Genomic DNA, 20,695 nt, shown 5'->3' on the forward strand with positions numbered 1-20,695 from the left:
GAGTAATGGCAGGAATATTGTACGAGGGTGAACGTGTAGTCGGAATAGTTAGTTGTTTTATGAAGATTGATTAATGTATATTATTTAAATATAATTTGATTTTTTAGAGAGATAGCTGGTTCGAATTATCCAATAATTTTGAATTTTCTCTGAACTTGATTTTTACCATAAAAGGAGCAGGGATAGGTTGGAATGCTACCTGAACAGGTGGTGTTTGTCTTTCTAAAAGAACATTATATTTGACATAATCTTTTCCATTCACCGCACATAAATTTCCCAAAGATGAGAATAGCTATATTAGATGATTATCAGAATGCTGTGAAAGACCTTGACTGTTTTAAATTACTTGCCGGCCACGAAGTGACGGTACTGACTACTACAGAGAAGGATCCTGCATTACTGGCAGCAAAGCTGCAAGGTATAGAGGTATTGGTACTGATAAGAGCCCGGACGAAAGTAGGCGTAGCCTTGCTGGACAGACTACCTGACCTGAAGCTAATCAGCCAGACGGGCAGGAGTTCTGGTCACGTGGACCTTGCTGCCTGTACGGCACATAATGTGGCGGTAGCAGAAGGTATCAGTTCGCCGGTGGCGCCTGCAGAGCTGACCTGGGCGCTTATCATGAATGCTGTACGGCAAATACCCAAAGTTATCGAAGATTTTAAACTGGGCCGCTGGCAAACAAATATTGGCAATACCATTGATGGAAAGATTATCGGTATATGGGGTTATGGAAAGATAGGTAAGCTGGTTGCCGGATATGCCCATGCATTTGGTGCAAAGGTACTGGTATGGGGCAGCGAAGGATCCCGGCAAAGTGCTGTGCAGGATGGGTTTGAGCGGGCAGCTACCAAAGAGGAATTTTTTCGTACAGCCGATGTAGTTAGCTTGCAACTGCAACTGAATAAAGATACCGCCGGTATTGTTACCGAATCTGACCTGATGCAGATGAAACCCACTGCTGTTATCGTAAATACGAGCAGGGCAGGACTGATAGCACCGGGTGCATTACTGAAAAGCTTACAGGCCGGACATCCGGGCTTTGCCGCCATTGATGTGTTTGAAGAAGAACCGATCTACGATATCAACTATCCTTTGCTGAAAATGCCGAATGTTGTGTGTACGCCACATATAGGTTATGTAGAGAAAAGCAGTTACGAACTGTATTTTAGCATAGCTTTTGAAAATATACTGCATTATGCATCTGGCAAACCAACGAACATTGCCAATCCGGAAGTATTGGGTTAATATAATCAGGCTATGCTACTATGTGTAACATAGCCTGTTGTTTTTATAATAGTTCGATATATCCTTCTGTTCCGTTGAGGCGTATCCGTTGTCCGTCTTTAATCAGCTTTGTGGCATTTTCCGCGCCTACAATCGCCGGCAGGCCATACTCACGGGCAATAACTGCTCCATGTGTCATCAGGCCACCCACTTCTGTTATCAATCCTTTGATGCCTACAAAAACCGGTGTCCAGCTAGGGTCCGTGAAGGTAGTGATTAATATATCACCTTCTTCCGGGTTGGCGTCTTCCAGCTGTAAAATTACGCGTGCACGACCTTCAACAATACCGGCAGAAACAGGCATACCAACAATGGCATTCGCAGGAAGATTTTCGCGTTTGTACGTTCCCGTTATAATTTCTCCATCGGAGGTCATGACACGTGGAGGCGTCAGTTTTTCATATTTTTTGAAATCGGCCTTGCGCTCGGCTATTAGGGCGGTATCTGCCTGTCTGGTAGCTACTACCTCGCGGAGTTCCTGGAAAGAGAAATAATAGATATCGCTGACATCCTGTATTACGCCTTGTTCCTGCAACAGAACAGCTTCCTGCAACAGGGCCTGTTTGTAGATCCAGTACCTGTTGACGATCGCATATTTAGGGTATTCGCGGTAACCTACCAGCGTGCGCACCAATGCTGTCATCCGTTTCGTTTCCCTGACTTTCTCTTCACCATCTGGTAATTGCTGCAGGCGTTCCAGTATTTCCGCTTCCTTGCTGTGTGCTTCCTGTTTGCCCTGTTCAAATTTACGCGTGCTTTCTCCTGCCGGAAAGTTCCGGATATTGCTGAGCAGCAGTGGTATAAGTGTAGCGGGCTTTTCTAGCCAGCGGGTGCGGGTGATATCTATTTCGCCAACGCCACGCATACCGAAGCGCTCCAGGAAATGTTCAACAGCAGTTTTTACTTCCTGGCCGCCTTCATATGCAGGCAGCTGCTCCAGGAAGTTATCGTCGCGTACCTGTTGCAGATAGCTGATAACAGCAGGGTAGGGACGTATGCTGTCGGCCACATCCAGCAGGGCAAGGCCCATTTCGGAAGTGATGTTATTGGGGGCAGACTGTGCCAGGGTATCGGCCACATTTTTTTCGCCCAGCCAGTCATACATATTATCGTTGATCCAGGAAGAAGCGTTCATACCGGTGAGTATCACGCCCAGACTCTCCTGGTCCATCATATCTTCCCGCATTACTTTTATATCTCCTAGGATAAAATCAAATAATTCAATTCCCGTATATCCGTGGATGTTATCTTTTAAATTGTTAATGCTGTCCCGGCTGTTACTGATTAGTTTATCTACCACCGCAGGTTCATAATTGTGCAGGGCCTGGTAGTCTACCACCGATGTGTTGCCTCCTGCTATTGCTCCGTCCTGTGCTTTGATGAATCCTGGCTTTTCCATGACCTGCTGCAACGCAGATTTAATCAGGGGATCAAACCTGCCTAAAGTATTAATGATAACGTTTCGACGGGCAGGTACTGCCAGGTCTGCTGCCACATCAACAAAGAGTCTGCCTGCTGCGGTGTACATAGGCCGGCCGGTGGTCATCAGGAAGAAGGATAATCCCAGTGGCTTCATGGCATCGGTCATCATCTGGTTATGTCCGACGGAAATAAAGGCATGAGGCTCATGGTCGTTGGTGGCGGGGATGGGGAACAGCGTGGTAATAGGCCTGCTCTGAACGATATAGAACTGGTTGTTGTCGGCGCACCATTCGATATCCTGCGGCTGCCCGAAGTGTGCTTCTATTTTGCGGCCCAGTTGTTCCAGCAGGAGGATATTGTCGTCGGTTAAAGTGGCTGTAGTGGCGAGGGAGGGCGGTATGGATACTTCACCGGTGCCACCTTCTGCCGCTGGATAAGGGGCGATAGCCCGTTCTTTGCTGGCAATCTGTTTGCTGATGATGGTGCGATCTTTAACACGGTAGTTATCCGGTGTGGCAATGCCTGAAACAAATGCTTCTCCCAGTCCGTAACCGGCATCTATGGATACGACCTTTCTGTTGGAGCTAAGCGGATCGGCGGTAAAGAGTATACCTGAAGTAAATACCTGTATCATCTGCTGAACAATAACGGCCATACTGATTTGGCGATGACCGACATTATTTTGCAGGCGGTAGATGATGGCGCGGTCGGTATAGAGTGATGCCCAGCATTTGCTGATATAGTGGAACAGATTTGTTGTACCGGATATATTGAGATAAGTGTCCTGTTGTCCTGCAAACGAGGCGGATGGAAGGTCTTCGGCGGTGGCGCTGGAGCGTACCGCAAAGGCCGTGTCGTTATTGAATGCCTGTAACTGTTGTTCAATGGCGGCTACAATTTCCTGCGGGATGGGCGTATGCTCAATGGCAAAGCGGATGGCGGCGCTGGCGTCAGCGATGGCTTTGGTGTCGGCAGCAGTGAGTTGCGACAGCTGTTCCAGCAATGCTGGAAGGTTTTTATTGTTGTCCATCATCGTGTGCCAGGCATCCGTAGTGATGCAAAAACCTGGTGGTACGTTGATGCCGCTGATGTGGCAAAGTTCGCCCAGGTTGGCGCCTTTGCCGCCTGCCAGTGCGGTCATGGACTGGTTTAAATCCCGGAGGTTGCGTGTGTACCTGCTGATGTTGTTCATGGCTGTCCTGCTTTATGATTATTTACTGTTGAGTTTTTCGGTGGTTTTATTCATGAGTGCGATGGCCTGGGAGAAATAGGCTGACAGCACCTGTTGTTCTTTTTCGGAGAAGGTGGACAGTAAAGCTATGGTATGACTCCTGAAGTCTCTGTACAGTGGTTCGAGGAGGGCCATGATCCTTTTGTTGTCGGGTACGATGATCACTTTTCGGCGGTCATCTTCGGCGAATTTCCTTTTCACCAGTTTCTTTTTTTCCAGCCGGTCTATTAGTCCGGTTACGGCTCCGGTGGTGAGTCCGGTAATGGTGGCGATTTCCCCTGCTGTCATCTGGCCTCTTTCCAGGAGGAAGCCCAGGTATTTATGGTCGGTGCCCGACAGGCCGGCTTTGCTGGCAACGGCTTCATGTAGCTGTAGCGAGGTGTAGGCGTATGCCTGGCTGAGTTTCCGTATTTCTCTGGTGGCTGGTGATTCCATTATTTATTTTATTAACTAAATATCTTAGTTGCTAAGATAATAAAAATCAGACAGATCAGAGAAAATGAAAAATAGCCACCAGCTTGTATTGCTTTTTTGTTTCTAAGTATTGTAACTATTAACCCCAGCCAGCCGTTTAGCTACAAATTCCATTAACAACCAAAATTCGCCATGAAAACTTTAAGTTACGTAGCATTATCGGCACTCTTACTGTTGGCCTGTTCCAAAGAAAAAGTCGACCCCAGTAATCCTAAAGGCGGTCAGCAGTTTGAATTATTTGTGGACCATTACACCTCTGGCTCCGATCAGAAAATTTCCCTGAATGGGGATCGGAAAATTTCCTACGGTACTTATCTTCAAAAGTTTCCGGAACGCGAACCTGGCTATACTTATGTAGTGAAGGCGAAAGTGGTGGAAGCGCCCTATGGCATGCAGGATGCGCCTTCTTACTGGTTTGAATACGAGAAAACGATCCGCAAGGAAAAGTACCTTGGCAAGGATACATTCACTTTGGCCGCTTTTGCCTGGTATGGTGAGGCTAATGGATTAGTGTTAAGGAAAGAAAATGATAATATCCTGTATGGCAGCCAAATACTAATCCCTGCAGACAATGCAGCAAAAATTAGCCTGGATTCGGCTTATAATAGCTGGCGTGCAATGGCAGGTAGTGGCTATACCTCTAATCCTAACCTGTTTGTGCAGCACACCTCCGATAACAAAGGTTATATCGTGTATAAAATAAAGTAGTGAAATATATATCCTTAAAAAATCCGGTAAGCGTTTACCTGAACAGTAACACTTACCGGATGTCAAACCTTCTCATTCCAGTGATAATTCAATACTAATAGCTCAGGTATGACTCTTCTTCACCGCTTATTTCATTACTGGCTGGTTTATTGAGTTTTTTGTAGATGCCCATCAATAGTAATGGCGCAGCTAACTGGCCCACAAAAAGGCCGGTATGTTTCTTTCCCAGACATTGAAGGAATAATGCGGTAGTAATGGATGCAAATGCCGCCCAAAGAAAAGTTTCTGACGGAACTTCCGGTACCCGAATACTCATTGGCTGTACAATTTCCTCTTCCGGGAAATGTTGTTCTGGATTATTTTCCATTTTACTTTGGATTAACAGTGAATGATACTGATCATAGCTAGTCAGGCTATGCATCACTTTCATCCCCACTAAAATTATACCTTTCCGGTGGTCTTTTGTTTGTCTCTCTGATTGTGGCTAAATTGCGTCGTAATTGATTCCTGACTTCTATATCCAGTGGAACAGATGCCACACTTGTGGTAACAGTAGACTTTGGTTGCTAAGTGACTTCATCATTTAACTACGAAAAATGATTTAACTTAGTTCCAGTTGTTAATGATCACATGCAGATAACAGAACAAAATACCCGGATTCCGGCATTTGACCTGGAGCCGGATGATATCATCGGTAGCCCGCATTTCAGAGTTTATAATTTCAAAGGCCATATTCCGCGGAAAGAGTTGTTTCTGCCGCACCGTAAAAATCACTACCTGGTAGCTTTCATCAGAAAAGGCGGCGCCCGCAAATGGATAGACCTGAATCCTTATCAGACGTACGATAATTCACTTTATTTCACCGGGCCGCACCAGGTAATTGTAAAAGAGGCTTCCAATGAAATCAACAGCACCGGTATTGCATTTACAGAAGAATTTCTCTCTTTCCAGGAAAATGCAGGGCTTGGTCAGCTGCCCATCATACGAAATCCTTACAGTCGCCATGAGCTGAAGCTCCTGCCGGAAGATGTTGTATTCGTGGAAGACATGCTGACGAAAATCAATGAAGAGTATCATAAAGGCGGAGAGTGGCAACGCCGTATGCTGAGTGCTTACCTGACAGTATTATTGACCTATTTAAGCCGTTTATACAACGAGCAGTTCCATAATGAGGCTGTTACGCCTGATAAATTATTATTGAAGCGATTTCAGGCCCGGATAAACGAAAATTACAGGGAAATGCATGAGGTAGGTGATTATGCGGCACAGCTGCATATATCTGCCGGGCACCTGAGTGAAGTAGTGAAGGCGCATAGCGGAAAGCCTGCTATCAAGCATATTCATGAGCGTATTACGCTGGAAGCCCGGCGTTTGCTTTTTCATACCCATCAGTCGTCCAAGGAAATCGCCTATGACCTTGGTTTCGCAGATGCATCCTATTTTAACCGCTTCTTTAAAAGGGAAACCGGGATGACGCCGGCAGCATATCGCAGCTCCGTCCGTGAAATGTACCATTAATACCGGTGGATGTGTTCCTGCGATGCCCGTTGCGGCATGTAGCTTTGTACCGTTAAATAAAATCATATGAAAACAGTACTGATAACAGGCGCAAACAGAAGCATCGGTTTTGAAACAGCCAGGCAGTTATTACAGCAGGGCTATTTTGTATATCTCGGGGCCAGAGATATTGAAAAGGGCCGGCAGGCTGTTCAGCAGCTGCAAAGCGAAGGTTTGGAAAATGTAGCCGCAGTGGCCATCGACGTAGACGACATCGCATCCATTAAAGCAGCCCGTGAAACGCTGGGTAAGAAAATTACCGTTCTTGATGTGCTGATCAACAATGCCGGCATACTGGGGGGCTTTCAGCAATCCCCGACAGATATGGATTTGCAGGTATTGAGAGAGGTATTTAATACCAATGTTTTTGGTGTGGTAGCAGTGACGCAGGTATTTATGAACCTGTTGCAGGCAGCGCCACAGCCAAGGATTGTAAATGTTACCTCCGGCCTGGGCTCTCTGACCAAACACAGTGATCCTGCATGGAAATATTACCAGGTGAAGCCTACGGCCTATGTTTCCTCCAAAGCGGCCCTCAATGCCTATACCATCGTATTGGCTTATCAGCTGCGCGATACTGCCTTCAAGGTAAATGCAGTAGACCCGGGCTATACCGCCACAGATTTCAATAACCACCACGGCACCGGCACGGTGGAAGACGCCGCAGCAAGGGTAGTGAAGGCGGCTACCTTAGGTGCGGACGGTCCTACCGGCCAATTTTTCAGCGATGATAATGCACCGGAAGGTGGTATCAGTCCATGGTAATAAGTGATGATTTTTACCCGAAAAAGCGGAATACGGCCTCCAGGCGTATTCCGCTTTTTCGTTTTACACCATGCTAAACATTCAGCGGTTGACGGACGTTAAAACATATGCATCTGATCATCATCTACCTAAAAAATAATTAATGGTATGAAGCACTCCAGCGACACCCTCCGACTTGTATATCCGCAATGGCAGGGCGGTGTGATAAACTCGCTGCTGCCTGAACTGGACCCTGACGATGCAGCCACAGGTTACTTCCTGGGGGCACAGCTGCTCAGCTTCCTGGCACCGGATAATGGCCAGCGGACAGTTGAAGTGCCGGTATCAATGGATGTCAGCGACAGGAAAACAGAGAACGGTATTAACTCCAGGGCTGTTATTATCAAACAGATAAAGGCTGCACTGGAAATTTTACTGGAAGAAAACCCGTCCGGTATTGTGACGCTGGGTGGTGATTGTGCCGTCAGTGCAGTGCCGTTTTCTTACCTGGGAAAAAAGTATGCAGATGATGTGGCGATTGTATGGATAGATGCCCATCCGGATATTAACCTGCCCGGAGATCCCTATACCGGATTTCATGCCATGGTATTATCGGCATTGCTGGGTTTGGGAGATGACAGCATCGTAGGATTATTACCGGCTCATTTTAAACCGGAACATACACTGATCGTTGGCCTGAGAAGCTGGGACCATCCAGGTATCAAAGAGCGTCAGGAGGAGTTAGGCATTAAAGGGCTGGCTCCCGCAGCAGTAGCCGGCAGCAGTGCGCCGGTACTGGACTGGCTGAAGGCAACAGGCAAATCAAAAGTCCTGATTCATTTTGACCTGGACGTACTAGACCCCAAGGAAATAATTGCAGCCGTTGGTACAGACCCTGAAGGGCTGAAGATAAATGAAGTAATACGCATCATCCGCGACATTGCGGCAGCCTATGACGTAGTAGGGTTAACAGTGGCAGAGCATATGCCGCGGGTAGCCATCAAATTGAGGAACATACTGCGGCAATTGCCGCTGTTGAATGATGAGGTAGACAGTGAATAAAAAAGTGAAACCAGGCGCATGAATCATGCATACACCTGGTGTTAATATTTAGCTGCGTACAAACCAGCGGTTGGCAGCAGCCTGTAATTCGCCGGTATCCGCCTGGCTATCCGTAGCCCATGCGACAATGCCATCGGGGCGTACCAGCAGGGCCATTACACCCAGACTTATTTTTGGCGTGGCAGCCACATACTTCAGTTGCGCCGCATATTCCGTTGCAATAGATTTAAGCTGGTCATTATTGCTGAAATCCAGCAGTATGCCGCGTCCGTCGCGCATTATTTCGCCGATGGTGGTACCGTCTTCGAATTCGAAATTAGGTACGTTGTAGCCGGTCATGGGATGGTGACCGCCGAGATCATAATGTGTAGATACACCCCAGATGCGGCTGGCCATATAGGTAGCGCCATCGGGGGTATTGATAAGATCGCGGAGAACGGCGTATAGGGCGCGTGCATGCGGATTGGGGTGCATGACAGCTACCTGTGCCCGTGACCAGTCCAGTACCTGTTCACCTACCGGGAAACGTTCGCTGAAATAGGTATCCAGCAGGCCTTCCGGCGCTGTATTATGTATGGTAGCGGCGAGTTTCCAGCCCAGGTTCATGACATCGCCGAGCCCCAGGTTAAGTCCCTGGCCACCTAGTGGAGAATGTATATGTGCAGCATCGCCTGCCAGCAGGATGCGTCCCTTACGATAGGCCGTTGCCTGTCGTGCGCGGTCTGTCCACAGGGTGCCGTTATGCATAGCCGTTACCGTTATATCGCAACCGGATATACGACGCAGCACTTCCTGGAATCGCGCTGCTGTCAGCGGTGTTTTGGAAGCATGGAAGGCGCCGCCGTCAAAGTCCTGCATCATCAGGTAACCGGGCTGGGATTGGAAATACAATCCCTGAGGGGTGATAACGCGGCCTGGGCGCAGGTTTTCTGCGCCGGTAAGTTCTACCTGGGCATTGTATCCGGTAAATTCGGGCTCTGTGCCTGCAAATTCAAAACCAGCGGCCTTTCGTACTATACTACGGCTACCATCGCAGCCTACCAGCCATTTTGCATGGAAACTTTCTTCGCCGGACCAGACAGTAACGCTGTCTGTCGTTTGCCGGAAATCAGTGACAGGATGATCATATAGAACCGTGACGCCCAATGCTGCTGCGCGGCCGGAGAATACCGTTTCCAGTTCCTGCATTTCAGACATCAGCGCAGGCTCATTGGAGCTGGGTAGACGGAATTTCAGCTGAGCAGTATCGATATTGCTGTGCAATAGCGGAATGCCGGCGAAGTGGCCAGACTGCCGTTGCGGAGCAGGGCCGTTTTTAGGCACGCTATGCGGCTGTTTCATGCGCTTGTGAAGCTGTAGCTCTTCGAGCAGTCCACGGCGGTGCAGGGCTTCAATGGAGAGAGAGGACAGGCCTCTGATGCCAAAAGGTATTTTCTTCAGGGGATTATCCTGGGGGATTGTCTTTTCTAAAATCAGTACAGCACATCCGTAAAGGGCCAGTTCACCGGCCAGGAAAAGCCCGACGGGGCCGGCGCCGGAAATAATGACATCGTACTGTTGTTGATGGGATGCGGTTTGCATGGTTTCTATTGTAGCTTAATGTATGATTGATGCCACAAAATTCCGCCATACGTGGGAGATAGGATTGTATAAACGCGACAAATTCGCGGTTCAGGGGTTTTGCTGCTTTTTATGCCTGCGGGCAAAAGCGGCGGGTGTGGTACCGCTATAACGCCTGAATTCCCGGCTTAGGTGGGCCTGGTCTGTATAGCCTAGTTCTATGGCCAGTCCGGCAAGGTTGGCATCCGGGAAATGCCACAGGTGGTTGCGTACCTGTTCGAAGCGCATGAGCCCGGAAACATCTTTAATCGTGCGTCCTGACGATTGCTTGAATTTCCTTTCTACGGTGCGCACGCTGGCATGTGCAGCGGCGGCCACTTCGCTGACTGCCAGGGTGCCTTTGCCGGAGCGCATGGCGGCGCCAGCTTTAAATAGCGTCATGTCTATGGCCAGTTGCGACATATGCTCCAGGAAATATTGCTGTAGCAAAGTGATGGCAGCTTCCGGTTGTTCATTGCTAATAAGTTGCTGTAGTTGTGCCTGCAACGTTTCGATAGGGTGGGAGATCAGTTGTATGCCATTGTTGATGGAGGGTACCCCCAGCATGTCGAATACCGTCCAGGGGTAGCAGCGAATGCCCAGGATGTCGATGCGGTTTTTCGCAGACTGGTATACCGGCTGATTCAGCAGCCCCATGATGAAGGGGGAAGGCAGCTGTTCCAGCTGACCCTGGTCATTGATATTGGAGAGGTCGCCGAAATAAAAGATGATCTCCGTATAGCCATCCGGCAGAATTTCATAGCTGGTGGCCTCGTCGGGATAATCCCTGCGCTCATACCAGAAGCAGCGGATGGTATCTTTCAGCTCCTCCGGTGAATCAAATTCCTGGTGTGTATGATAAAGTAACATATTAGCCGGGTTGTAATCAAAAAAATACAGGCATCTAACCTGAACGCATATACTATGCAGAGATATTTTGTTTTTTGATAAAGTTATTTTTGAATGCCGTCGGGCTGAGGCCAGCATGTTTTTTAAACAGCCGGTTCAGGTGACTGGCGTCGCTAAAGCCAAACTCATAAACGATTTCATTCATCTTCATATCCGTGAACTGCAATCTTGTTTCGATCAGTTTAATTTTATAGCTGATGATATAGTCCTGCAAACTGCGTCCGGTATGTTGTTTGAAATATTCGCTGATATACGTCGGTGACACGTTGAATCGCTGTGCGATTTTTTCTGTTTTCAATTGTTCCGGATCGTATATGTGCTGATGTACGTCTGCCAGCAATTCCAGTGCAGTATTCGATTTGGGAGTACCTGCATGACAGGTGCCCAACATTAACATATTTCTTGCTGCAATGGTGATGATGGTATTGATGAGTTGTCTGATGACGTCTGGCTGCTGTGGGTGCTGATTGACATGTTCCCGGATAAGGGCCTCTACCAGGGCTCTTACCAGTGGTTTGTCGGTGATATTATCAAGAATGCAACCGGGAAGATGATCATAGTTGTGGAAGATAAATTCCAGTTTTTGTATCCATTCCTTGCTTTGGGTTTTGAGATAACTGGTATTGAACCGGATAAAGAAGAAGCGGGTCATAGCGGTTATTTCAAATCCATGTGTGTCTTGCGGGAAGATGAGGAAGAGTTTATCCTTACTGTAGGGTAGCCGGTGTTTGTTGATGATCTGCGTGCCGGCGCCTTCCAGCACGAATACCATCTCGAAAAAGGTTTTCCGGTGTTCACGGGCTTGATATTCACTGGTTTCCAGGAGGTCCAGCTCATAAGGCTGATGCAGATTCCTAATTTCCATACCCACAAAAGTACAAATCATTCCAATGATTGTACAACATTTACTGCGGAGATCGGGCCAATTTTGTTTATCATAAAACGAAAGAAAATGAACACAATAAGTTATTTGTTATTAAGACTTGGAATTGGTGCCAGTATGTTTGGCCATGGTTTGGTAAGATTACCCAAGCTGGAGAAATTCAGTGGCTGGATGATGGGGACATTTGAAAAGTCAATGCTGCCGACAGCCCTGGTGAAGCCTTTCAGTTATGCCCTCCCTATTGCTGAGTTCCTGGTGGGGTTGTTGCTGATTGCGGGTCTCTTTACCCGCCAGGCGGCCGTGTTAGGTGGTATTGTTATGCTCAGTTTAATATTTGGTACTACTATGATTGAAGGCTGGGATTTTCTGACCGGACAGCTGGTACATCTTGTCTTTTTTGCGGTGCTGTTGCAGTTTATCTCTTCCAATACCTATGCCCTGGATAATCTACTCAAAAAATAAGGGTATATAAGCTATTAAAAAGCGCGTGAATATTATATTTAGGCGCTTTTTTCTTTATACTATAATTATTATAGTTACAAGCTTATTTTTAGTTAAATTTGCCGGTAATAAAACAAGGCTTCATGAGAACAGAATGTATAGGCGATCACGTAAAGCTTAAAGGCAAATCCTATCCTTGTACGGTGAGTCTGACGATGAACCTGGTAGGTGGTAAATGGAAGGCGGTTATCCTTTATCATCTTAAAGATGGGGAGAAAAGATATAATGAGTTGCGTAAAGAGATGCCTGATATTACGGAAATGACACTGAGTTTGCAGTTGAAGCAGCTGGAGAAAGATGGTTTAGTGGCCAGGAAAGTGTTTGGTAAGAAGCCGCCAATAAAAGTGGTGTATGACCTGACTGCCTTCGGGAAAACCTTTGTGCCGGTGCTGGAAGCCATTACAGCCTGGGGAAATCAGGTAGTAGTGGAGCAGGGGGAATTTGTGAAAGGGTAGTAGTTAATCCTATGATTCCGCTATCTTACAATACCGGAGATTACCTTCTTTCAAGACATGCAGCGCTTTTTGAGATACGTTCAGGTATTTTTCTTTATCGATGTAAAAATCGTCATTCCCATCTGATGAAATATTGATCCATATGAATTCCGGTACGGATTTGCCATCAGGATTCAGGTCATAAAAAATGTCGTAAAATGAAAATTCTACATTTTTATTTGCTGTAATACCGCTGATATTGTTGTCTAGAAGGCGATGGTACATGCTTTCGGTAACCAGGAAGCAAGGAAAGGATTCTATCAGGTCATCTCCCAGCCAATCTGCAAATTGAAAATGTAAGTGTTTAATAATTGGTGGGTGACCGGGTTTGTCTATGATTGTATTTGGACCAAGCCCTCCTGGAACTTCGGGCGTCAGTCTGAAACGGTTTTCGGGCATTTTGATACTTTTAAAATTTAATCCGGTCACTAACTAAACCATTTCTTTTCTGTTTCTTCTGCTCTCACCCATCCAAGTATACCAAATTCTTCATCGTCAAGTTCTTTGAGTGTGCCAGGGAATATCCGGCTATCATCCTTTGCGTAGGAGATACCATCAATTTCAACAAAATCATTTGAGGGAGGTGTCCAGCCGTCATGTATTGTTCTTAATACACAGCCATCACAGTATTGATCTGATTGGTCTGTCATGATATCACAGGACCTGTTTTTGCAGTAGGAGATAGCAGATCTTAATTCGTCGGCTGTCAGTTCAAATGTTTGAAGAAAGATTTCAAGCGAAGTTGCGTAAGACGCATGGAATATAGCACTATAGACGGTCAGTTGCCGGTTTTTTAAAACCGGTTGTCCAAACCCTCTGCCTTTATTTCTTTCGATATGTTCCATGGAGAATCTTAGCGTTTAAGGTACACTGGTATTAATAAAACAATTTAATCAATTTTGTGAAGTTTCCGGCGCTGTTTATGGTATCAATCAGTTCGGGGATCGTGTCTTTAATAACCCAATAGGCCTCATGTCTGCTAACATGCACTTCCAGTTCATGTTGTAGTGCCGATAGGCTAACCTCCTGACTAAACGTAGCATTTACATCAACTCTCTGCATTGGCTGGAAGTATTTCAGCGATTCCAGGAATGTGGCTGGCGTGACTTTGTTCGTGCCATTAATAACGTATTGATGTCCGGCTGCATCGTAAATGGTTCCTGAGTTGTAAAATCCCTTATGTCCTTTAGAGATCAATCCAAATTTTTTTTCTGTAAAAACATATATAGGAGCTTCTTCCGGTTTAACGATGATAATTGGAAAAATCATTTGCATTAAATAGGTAATATTAATTTAGGTGTCGAGCAAAGTCATTGCTGATGTTTCTTTGTTTAAAATAGTTTTTTACTACACAGGTATAGCGTCCCTAAGTTACCAAAAATTTAATACCCTGAATACTGGCTTTTCAGGTTCCTACGCCCTAACTTTAAAGTAAATCCATCAAAACATGAAAACACTATTCAACTTATGCCTCACTGCGTTACTTTCCATTGCCGGGATATTTACCGCGTCTGCACAGTCTCCTGTAATCGGGGCCTGGACTGCCGCCAATGGCAGTGATACTGCTGTGCTGCTGGTAACGGAAAGTTATTTTACTATTACGACCTATAATGCCCAGGGGGTTAAGTCTACCCTTGGGGGTACCTGGGAAGGCACCAGCGACGCCTCTGCAGCGCTGCATATCGAATTCAATACCACCGATAGTACCCTCGTTGGAAAGCGTGTAGACGCTGACGTATCTTTTAACGGAGACCATTTTGGCACCACTATAGGTGGAAACAAAACCAATTGGAGCCGTGTCGACTATGGCAACGGTACCCTGGCAGGCTTATGGCAGATTACCGGCCGTGAAGTGAATGGCACCATGAATGCCATGCAGGCTGGCGCCAGAAAAACAATTAAAATACTGAGTGGCAGCCAGTTTCAATGGGTAGCAATCAATACGGCCACCGGAGAATTTTTTGGTACCGGCGGTGGTTCCTATACGTTTGAAAACGGCGTATATACGGAGAAGTTAGCCTACTTTTCCAGGGATAACAGCCGCGTTGGTAGCACGCTGCAGTTTAAAGGCAGTGTAAACGCCAACAAATGGGACCATAGTGGTAAGAGCTCCCAGGGAGCTCCGATTCATGAAGAATGGACAAGACAATAACAATCACAGTTTACAATAAAAAGCGAAAGCACCTCATTTTGAGGTGCTTTCGCTTTTTATAACCGTTATTACAATTGTATCCTGAGTTTACTACTGATACCGGTGGCCTGGTCAATAATCTCTTTAGGGTAACCGGAGATTTCCAGCAACTTAATCGCATTCCTCGTGGTCAGCTGCCCTGTTTTCAGTTTGTGATCAAAGCTTAACTGCCCTTCGGATACTGTTTCTGAGAAATGATACAGCTCGTAATCAGCGGAAAGCATGGCAGACAATTCAATATCATGTGTGGAAACGAATACGATGTTATTGTACTTGTTGAGATAGGAGAGAATGGCGCTGGCAGCGGCGATGCGCTCAACGGTATTGGTGCCTTTAAAGACTTCGTCCAGGATATAGAAATTTTGTGCCGATGGGGTTACTTCCCGGATGAGGGAATGCATAACTTCCACTTCCTGGAAATAATAACTCCTGCCATCCTGCAGGCTGTCATCAATGCGTATGGAGGAAAACAGCCGGAAGAAAGGTGTACGGAATGATGTTGCAAAACAGGTATGGATCGTTTGGGCCAGTATGATATTCAACGCAATGGTGCGCAGGAACGTAGTTTTACCAGACATATTGGACCCGGTTATTAAAACACTTTTGCCGTTTACGGTAATGTCATTAGGAACACAGCCTGGTATCGGCGGGTGGCAAACCTTAGTAGCTTCCAGGGTACGCGATACAGGCAGGAAATCAGGTGTGCAGGAGTGCGTGTCGCCGGCGCGGAGAGAAGCAATGGAGATACAGGTGTCTATACTGCCGATATAGTTGAAGAGTACCAGGATATCCGGTTTTCTTTTGCGAAGTTCATCTACCAGTGCATAAAAGGCGAAAAATTCTACCAGCAGAAAGGCTTTCAGGTATTCCAGCAGATAGGCGAATACCTTTGTAAGGTCGTCGCCGCTTTCACCATGGCCGAAATTGATAAACAGGCTTTTGCGACGGAAGGTTTTCATTCGTTGCAAACTTTCTATGGCAGCAGTATTGTTAAATGGCAGCTGATGGCCGGATAAGTTGTGCGCCTGTTCCATTAAAACAGCGAGTTGTGGAACAGACCTGATGAAACGTGCGGTGTTGTTTTTATTCCAGTAATGCAGGAATACGTTAAAGAACAAAGGAATTGGAAGACCTATCAGTAAAAACGGATAGAACGGCGACAGGACCAGCATCAATAGCATGGCAGCGAGTGAAACCTTCACCATATTGTACCAGGATGGCCGGGAAGGAATGTCATCTTCCAGCAGAGAAGAGATATAGGCGGCATCATTGTTTTGCAGTGCCGTCAGTAATACCTGTGCTGTTTCCCGTTCTGTCGTGTTATTTGTAAAGAAAGATACCTGTTGTTCCAGCAGTTGCAGTCTGGCGGCATCGTTGCCGGGTTTGCTCATCAGATCGTAAAGGTATTGCTGCCCCACCGGTGTGAGCGTACGGTCTGCAAAGCAGAATACTTCATCAAAATCGATATCTGCTTTTGTCTGGTCAGACAATACCTGGAAATCATTGCCAGAATTTACATCCAGGAAACTCCTGATCCTGCTGAAATGGAAAGGGCCTTCCTTTGGTTTTCCCCATTGCTGGCGTATACGGAGCAACTGCTTGCTTTTAGAGCGCCTGAATTGATTGGTATAGAGCAACACTGCACCGAGTGCAAAGAACAGGAAAATCAGGAAGTATGGCATAAGTCCGTCAGGGGTATTAAGATGGGCAAATATACCGGAATTGTTTAATGTCCGGAATTAAATAAGTAAGGGCATAAAAAAACGGAATGGCTGTTGGGCCATTCCGTCTGAAATATATTGAGTAAAAACTAAGCTTCTACTGCTTTACTTACCTTACGGTACACAAACTCGTGATAGATGTGCCTGCGGCAGAATCTTCCCGGGGTATCGGAGTTGATCAGCTTCACGTACAATGCTTTTGGAACATCGAGGTATTCGTAGCAGCTGCCGTCCTGAAACTGGATTTGCAGGGTGGTTTTTGTGTAGCTGAAGTCATGGATCATGCTGGCTGCGATAGTGGCGGTATATTCCGGCAGCGCTGCCTCAATGGTTTCAGGCGCGATGCTTACCAGGAAATGGTATGCCTCGATCAGCTCTTTACTTTTAGCTTCTGCTTCGAGCTTTTTTTCTTCTTCCAGTCCTTCGAATTTATCAGGATGCCATTCCTTCATTAAATTTCTGTAGGAAGATTTTAATTCTTTCAGATCTGCGGTTTTGGCAACATTCAGCAGTCTTCTGTAGTCAACTATTTTACTCATAATGTATGGTGTTCAGAAAAATAAACAGGCTGATCATTATGAGCAGACTACCATTTATTGAAATCGGCTGCAAAATTACGGCTTTTTAATGTAATTGAAATGTCAGATGTTAAATGAAATGTGATAAATCATCCGGGGCCATATGTTTGCTTTTGAAGCTACTTTAGTGCCTGCTTTTGTTTGTTGTATTATTATATTTAAATATATAATATTGTTTATGTCTGTGAGATGCCTAAGTAGAACCCTTCTTATTTTACAGGAATAGAAGGTGATAGTACCTTCCTGAACCGGACATAGAAGGGTTCCGGCTTTTTCCTGTTAGGGCCAATTATCGTGAAGCCCGAATCGTTCTGACGACAGGGAGAAAATTGAATCATATGCGGACTGTTTGCAAAAGTTAATTCACCGATGCCTTCAAAACCGCAGGTGCCGGCATCCCAGTGGCCGCAGGTATCGTCCAGCAGCTGGGTGCGCATGTTGGTGCAGAAAGTTGAATCCGATTTAAATACGATAACTAGTCCGGATATACGTAGTGGATCATCTTCCAGTAACGACAGGTCGGTATGTGCGCTATCAAATACATAAGTGCCGATGTGGGACAGTCTGCAATTATTCCTGGCCTCTTTTTCGGTCATGCCGCAGGAAATTAATGTCAGCGTGAATATCCAAAGTGATTTGTACATAAGTAAGGAATAAGATTTTAGGGAACTTTTAGTTAAGGGTTACTACAAAGGCCATTGGTGCAAATTGTCAAGGTCAATGAGCACTTATTAAAAATAGCTATTACATCTATATAAAAATAACAAGCAACAGAATTTTCCTACATTGCGACTATTATGCCATCTATGCCTATAGAAGAAAGTGAATTATATAAAACAATCAGGAATGTGTTTATTGCCAGCCACTATGGTCTGACTCCCGCACGATTCACCATGAAGCCTGCCTGGAAATATGCTTATTATAATGCCGCTAAAAAGAATGCAAACGGACAGGTAGTATTTAAGGAAATAATGGTAGGATTGTATATCATTCTGGCGTTGCTTTCCCTGGCAGTAGTCGTATCTCTTATCGCAAAGTTTTATCCGGCTACCTTCGCCGCTGTAGTATTACTGACCGCATTACTGGTAAGCTGGAGATTTGTTCCTGCAAAAACACTTGTATTTGACAGCGAAGGTTTCGCTATCGCGGATGTACAGTACAGATGGAGCGATTATGATGGCGTCTATATGGCTGTAATGCTGCATGATAGAAGCCGGGAGACAAATCTGGTGATGATAAAAAATGGTCAGCCGGCAGCCTATATTAATGTTTCAGGTTTTGGCGACATGTGTAAAATAGCTTCAGGTGTCAGGGATTTTCAACCGGAGCGTTATAAAGATTTGTTGTAGAGATAAGCCTGTTTTTATTTTACGCAAACGATTGTGTTTGCACTTTTATCATTTCTTCCTTAAATTACCAGCTGCTCCCAGTAAATCAGCATGCATTGACAGATATCAACCAACTAGACGAGAAGGCATTGGTGGCCCTGCTCCAGGCCGGCCAGCAGGCTGCTTTTGAGAAGATATATGCACTTTACAGAGAACGCTTGCTGGGGTATATCTTCAAATTAGTAAAGATAGAAGAAGTTGCGGGTGAAGTTTTACAGGAGGTATTTATCAGGGTATGGACAAACCGTGCGTCCATCGACAAAAATTTATCTTTCAAATCTTATATATTTCGTATAACCGAAAACGTAGTATATGACTATTTTCGGAAAATAGCCCGCGACAGGAAGCTGCAAACAAAGCTGGTGGCCGCTGCCACTTCGGATTACCGCCACGTGGAAGAAGATATCATTGGCAAGGAAGAAAGGCAGTTGCTGCATAATGTCATGGAAGAATTACCACCAATACGCCGTCGTGTATACCAGCTCCAAAAACTGGCAGGAAAATCATATCAGGAAATCGGGCAGGAATTAAATATAAGCAGCTCTACTGTCAGTGATCATATTCAGAAGGCCAATAAATATATCCAGCAACGCTTACGCGCTATCAGATCTACCTATATTTTTCTCTTTATCTGGATCTGGCGATTTTTTTCTTAACTTTTTTTGCGACAGAGCAGGGATTTTATTCTATTCAGACGTATTAGCTTGAAAATACGCGTGTGAAGTCGCCAGTATCAACCAAAGATCTATTCGAAAAATACCTTAAAAATGAATGCAGCCCGGAAGAAGTACAGCAGCTGCTGACCTGTTTCCAGGAAGGGGATATGGAAGAAGATTTAAAATCCCGTATCCGTGAATACCTGCAGGCAGGAGAGCCAGCCGCAGTGCCCGCATCCATGCTGGATATGGCGGACGGTATGCACGAAAATACCCTTACTACGCTATTTCCACCTGTCCGGCTATACCAGCGAAGCTGGTTCCGCTATGCAGCGGCAGCAGTATTGCTGGGCACCGTCATCACCACCGGGTTACTTATACGCCAGTCGGGTAAGCATGCGATGCTTGCCGGCAATATCCGGCCAAAATCGGCCAGTATCAGGCCTGCACAGTACGGGGCCATGCTGACGCTTGCTGATGGCAACACCATTGCGCTTGATAGTGCCGCCAACGGTGTAGTAGCACGGCAAAACGGGGCCAGTATTATTAAATCCAACGGAGCAGTGGCCTATGAACAGGGTACAACTGCCGCTCAGAAAGAAATTATCAACCAGGTGGTTACGCCCAGAGGTAATCATTACCAGTTAGTATTGTCTGATGGTACGAAGGTTTGGCTGAACGCCGCTTCAGCGATACGTTTCCCGGCAAACTTTTCCGCAACGGAAAGAAAGGTGGAAGTAAAAGGGGAGGCATATTTCGAAGTGGCCTCCAATCCCGCCAAACCTTTTATTGTAAAAGTCCTTTCTTCGAAAGGGGAAAGCGAGATACAGGTATTGGGAACGCATTTCAACGTACATGCCTATGACGACGAAGCTGCCAGCACTACCTTGCTGGAAGGCCGCATTAAAATAGTAAGCGGCAAAGCCTCCAAACTCCTCCATCCCGGCCAGCAGGCCGTTATCGGAGCCCCTGAACAAATCGTAGTCAATAGCAGTGTAGATCCTGACCAGGTCATGTCATGGATCAATGGCGTATTTATCTTCAATCATGAGGATATACGCACCGTCATGCAGCAAATCAGCCGCTGGTACGACGTAGAAGTAGTATATAACGATACCCATGCCGGAGAAACATTTTCGGGGATTGTCGGCCGCGATAGTAACGTTACACAGGTATTGAAAATCATGGAAGCCAATGGACTTAAATTCAAAATAGAAAATAAAACCATCACCGTATTGTAAACTACGGGCCATAAAAAACAGGAAGTGGATTCAGCACTTCCTGTTGTAA

At 46.0% G+C, this 20,695-nt stretch carries 23 protein-coding genes; 11 read left to right on the forward strand and 12 right to left on the reverse strand.

Going from position 1 to position 20,695, the window contains the following annotated elements; translation table 11 throughout:
- The first annotated feature begins 282 nt into the window (after positions 1-282).
- Complete coding sequence (locus F3J22_RS19275; protein ID WP_167019573.1) at positions 283-1,248, forward strand: D-2-hydroxyacid dehydrogenase family protein; 966 nt, start codon at positions 283-285, stop codon at positions 1,246-1,248.
- A gap of 43 nt (positions 1,249-1,291) precedes the next feature.
- Here F3J22_RS19275 and ppsA read toward each other — a convergent pair whose 3' ends face one another.
- Together ppsA and F3J22_RS19285 are read right to left on the reverse strand one after the other, a co-directional pair.
- Complete coding sequence (gene ppsA, locus F3J22_RS19280) at positions 1,292-3,901, reverse strand: phosphoenolpyruvate synthase (protein ID WP_167019574.1); 2,610 nt, start codon at positions 3,899-3,901, stop codon at positions 1,292-1,294.
- Positions 3,902-3,919: 18 nt separating this feature from the next.
- Positions 3,920-4,375, reverse strand: coding sequence for a MarR family winged helix-turn-helix transcriptional regulator (locus F3J22_RS19285; RefSeq protein WP_167019575.1), 456 nt, complete (start codon positions 4,373-4,375; stop codon positions 3,920-3,922).
- Positions 4,376-4,546: 171 nt separating this feature from the next.
- Between F3J22_RS19285 and F3J22_RS19290 the strand changes: the two genes are divergently transcribed.
- Positions 4,547-5,122 carry a hypothetical protein gene (locus F3J22_RS19290; RefSeq protein ID WP_167019576.1) on the forward strand — a complete coding sequence of 192 codons (576 nt, stop codon included), beginning with the start codon at positions 4,547-4,549 and terminating at the stop codon, positions 5,120-5,122.
- Positions 5,123-5,216: 94 nt separating this feature from the next.
- Here the strand turns inward: F3J22_RS19290 and F3J22_RS19295 are convergent, their stop codons facing one another.
- Positions 5,217-5,489, reverse strand: coding sequence for a hypothetical protein (locus F3J22_RS19295; protein WP_167019577.1), 273 nt, complete (start codon positions 5,487-5,489; stop codon positions 5,217-5,219).
- A gap of 263 nt (positions 5,490-5,752) precedes the next feature.
- On the opposite strand from F3J22_RS19295, the gene F3J22_RS19300 reads away from it, so the two are divergent.
- The 3 genes from F3J22_RS19300 (at position 5,753) to F3J22_RS19310 (ending at position 8,485) form a co-directional block, all read left to right on the forward strand.
- The gene (locus F3J22_RS19300) at positions 5,753-6,640 is read left to right on the forward strand and encodes a helix-turn-helix domain-containing protein (RefSeq protein ID WP_167019578.1); all 888 of its coding nucleotides are present in this window, start codon (positions 5,753-5,755) and stop codon (positions 6,638-6,640) included.
- Between the two features lie 66 nt (positions 6,641-6,706).
- The gene (locus tag F3J22_RS19305) at positions 6,707-7,444 is read left to right on the forward strand and encodes an SDR family oxidoreductase (RefSeq protein WP_167019579.1); all 738 of its coding nucleotides are present in this window, start codon (positions 6,707-6,709) and stop codon (positions 7,442-7,444) included.
- A 147-nt stretch (positions 7,445-7,591) separates the two neighbouring features.
- On the forward strand, positions 7,592-8,485 hold the full coding sequence (locus F3J22_RS19310; RefSeq protein WP_167019580.1) for an arginase family protein: 894 nt from the start codon (positions 7,592-7,594) through the stop codon (positions 8,483-8,485).
- Between the two features lie 48 nt (positions 8,486-8,533).
- On the opposite strand, the gene F3J22_RS19315 is transcribed toward F3J22_RS19310, so the two are convergent.
- The 3 genes from F3J22_RS19315 to F3J22_RS19325 all read right to left on the reverse strand — a co-directional run bounded on the left by F3J22_RS19315 (position 8,534) and on the right by F3J22_RS19325 (position 11,858).
- Positions 8,534-10,066, reverse strand: coding sequence for an FAD-dependent monooxygenase (locus F3J22_RS19315; protein ID WP_167019581.1), 1,533 nt, complete (start codon positions 10,064-10,066; stop codon positions 8,534-8,536).
- 90 nt (positions 10,067-10,156) lie between these two features.
- Complete coding sequence (locus F3J22_RS19320; protein ID WP_205195425.1) at positions 10,157-10,954, reverse strand: helix-turn-helix domain-containing protein; 798 nt, start codon at positions 10,952-10,954, stop codon at positions 10,157-10,159.
- Between the two features lie 52 nt (positions 10,955-11,006).
- Positions 11,007-11,858, reverse strand: a complete 852-nt coding sequence (locus F3J22_RS19325) for an AraC family transcriptional regulator (protein WP_167019582.1) — start codon at positions 11,856-11,858, stop codon at positions 11,007-11,009.
- A gap of 87 nt (positions 11,859-11,945) precedes the next feature.
- Between F3J22_RS19325 and F3J22_RS19330 the strand changes: the two genes are divergently transcribed.
- Positions 11,946-12,338 (forward strand): DoxX family protein, encoded by a 393-nt coding sequence (locus F3J22_RS19330; protein ID WP_167019583.1) that lies wholly within the window; start codon positions 11,946-11,948, stop codon positions 12,336-12,338.
- Between the two features lie 122 nt (positions 12,339-12,460).
- The gene (locus F3J22_RS19335; RefSeq protein ID WP_167019584.1) at positions 12,461-12,832 is read left to right on the forward strand and encodes a helix-turn-helix domain-containing protein; all 372 of its coding nucleotides are present in this window, start codon (positions 12,461-12,463) and stop codon (positions 12,830-12,832) included.
- Positions 12,833-12,841: 9 nt separating this feature from the next.
- Here F3J22_RS19335 and F3J22_RS19340 read toward each other — a convergent pair whose 3' ends face one another.
- From F3J22_RS19340 to F3J22_RS19350, 3 genes are read right to left on the reverse strand one after another with little or no spacing between them, the layout of a single operon-like run.
- On the reverse strand, positions 12,842-13,270 hold the full coding sequence (locus tag F3J22_RS19340) for a hypothetical protein (RefSeq protein WP_167019585.1): 429 nt from the start codon (positions 13,268-13,270) through the stop codon (positions 12,842-12,844).
- Positions 13,271-13,299: 29 nt separating this feature from the next.
- Complete coding sequence (locus tag F3J22_RS19345) at positions 13,300-13,716, reverse strand: hypothetical protein (RefSeq protein WP_167019586.1); 417 nt, start codon at positions 13,714-13,716, stop codon at positions 13,300-13,302.
- 31 nt (positions 13,717-13,747) lie between these two features.
- Positions 13,748-14,146: a hypothetical protein gene (locus F3J22_RS19350; RefSeq protein WP_167019587.1), complete on the reverse strand. Its 399-nt coding sequence runs from the start codon at positions 14,144-14,146 to the stop codon at positions 13,748-13,750.
- 172 nt (positions 14,147-14,318) lie between these two features.
- Here F3J22_RS19350 and F3J22_RS19355 point away from each other — a divergent pair, with 172 nt between their 5' ends.
- Positions 14,319-15,023, forward strand: a complete 705-nt coding sequence (locus tag F3J22_RS19355; RefSeq protein WP_167019588.1) for a membrane or secreted protein — start codon at positions 14,319-14,321, stop codon at positions 15,021-15,023.
- Between the two features lie 68 nt (positions 15,024-15,091).
- On the opposite strand, the gene F3J22_RS19360 is transcribed toward F3J22_RS19355, so the two are convergent.
- The 3 genes from F3J22_RS19360 to F3J22_RS19370 form a co-directional block, all read right to left on the reverse strand.
- On the reverse strand, positions 15,092-16,744 hold the full coding sequence (locus tag F3J22_RS19360) for a DNA mismatch repair protein MutS (RefSeq protein WP_167019589.1): 1,653 nt from the start codon (positions 16,742-16,744) through the stop codon (positions 15,092-15,094).
- A 128-nt stretch (positions 16,745-16,872) separates the two neighbouring features.
- Positions 16,873-17,322, reverse strand: a complete 450-nt coding sequence (locus F3J22_RS19365; protein WP_167019590.1) for a KTSC domain-containing protein — start codon at positions 17,320-17,322, stop codon at positions 16,873-16,875.
- A gap of 248 nt (positions 17,323-17,570) precedes the next feature.
- Positions 17,571-18,005 (reverse strand): hypothetical protein, encoded by a 435-nt coding sequence (locus tag F3J22_RS19370; protein ID WP_167019591.1) that lies wholly within the window; start codon positions 18,003-18,005, stop codon positions 17,571-17,573.
- Between the two features lie 162 nt (positions 18,006-18,167).
- On the opposite strand from F3J22_RS19370, the gene F3J22_RS19375 reads away from it, so the two are divergent.
- The 3 genes from F3J22_RS19375 (at position 18,168) to F3J22_RS19385 (ending at position 20,646) form a co-directional block, all read left to right on the forward strand.
- Positions 18,168-18,710 (forward strand): hypothetical protein, encoded by a 543-nt coding sequence (locus F3J22_RS19375; RefSeq protein ID WP_167019592.1) that lies wholly within the window; start codon positions 18,168-18,170, stop codon positions 18,708-18,710.
- Positions 18,711-18,805: 95 nt separating this feature from the next.
- Complete coding sequence (locus F3J22_RS19380; protein WP_167019593.1) at positions 18,806-19,405, forward strand: RNA polymerase sigma factor; 600 nt, start codon at positions 18,806-18,808, stop codon at positions 19,403-19,405.
- A gap of 62 nt (positions 19,406-19,467) precedes the next feature.
- Positions 19,468-20,646 carry a FecR family protein gene (locus F3J22_RS19385; RefSeq protein ID WP_167019594.1) on the forward strand — a complete coding sequence of 393 codons (1,179 nt, stop codon included), beginning with the start codon at positions 19,468-19,470 and terminating at the stop codon, positions 20,644-20,646.
- Positions 20,647-20,695: the final 49 nt, after the last annotated feature.

The organism is Chitinophaga sp. Cy-1792 (genome assembly GCF_011752935.1).
In the GTDB taxonomy this organism is placed as follows: domain Bacteria; phylum Bacteroidota; class Bacteroidia; order Chitinophagales; family Chitinophagaceae; genus Chitinophaga.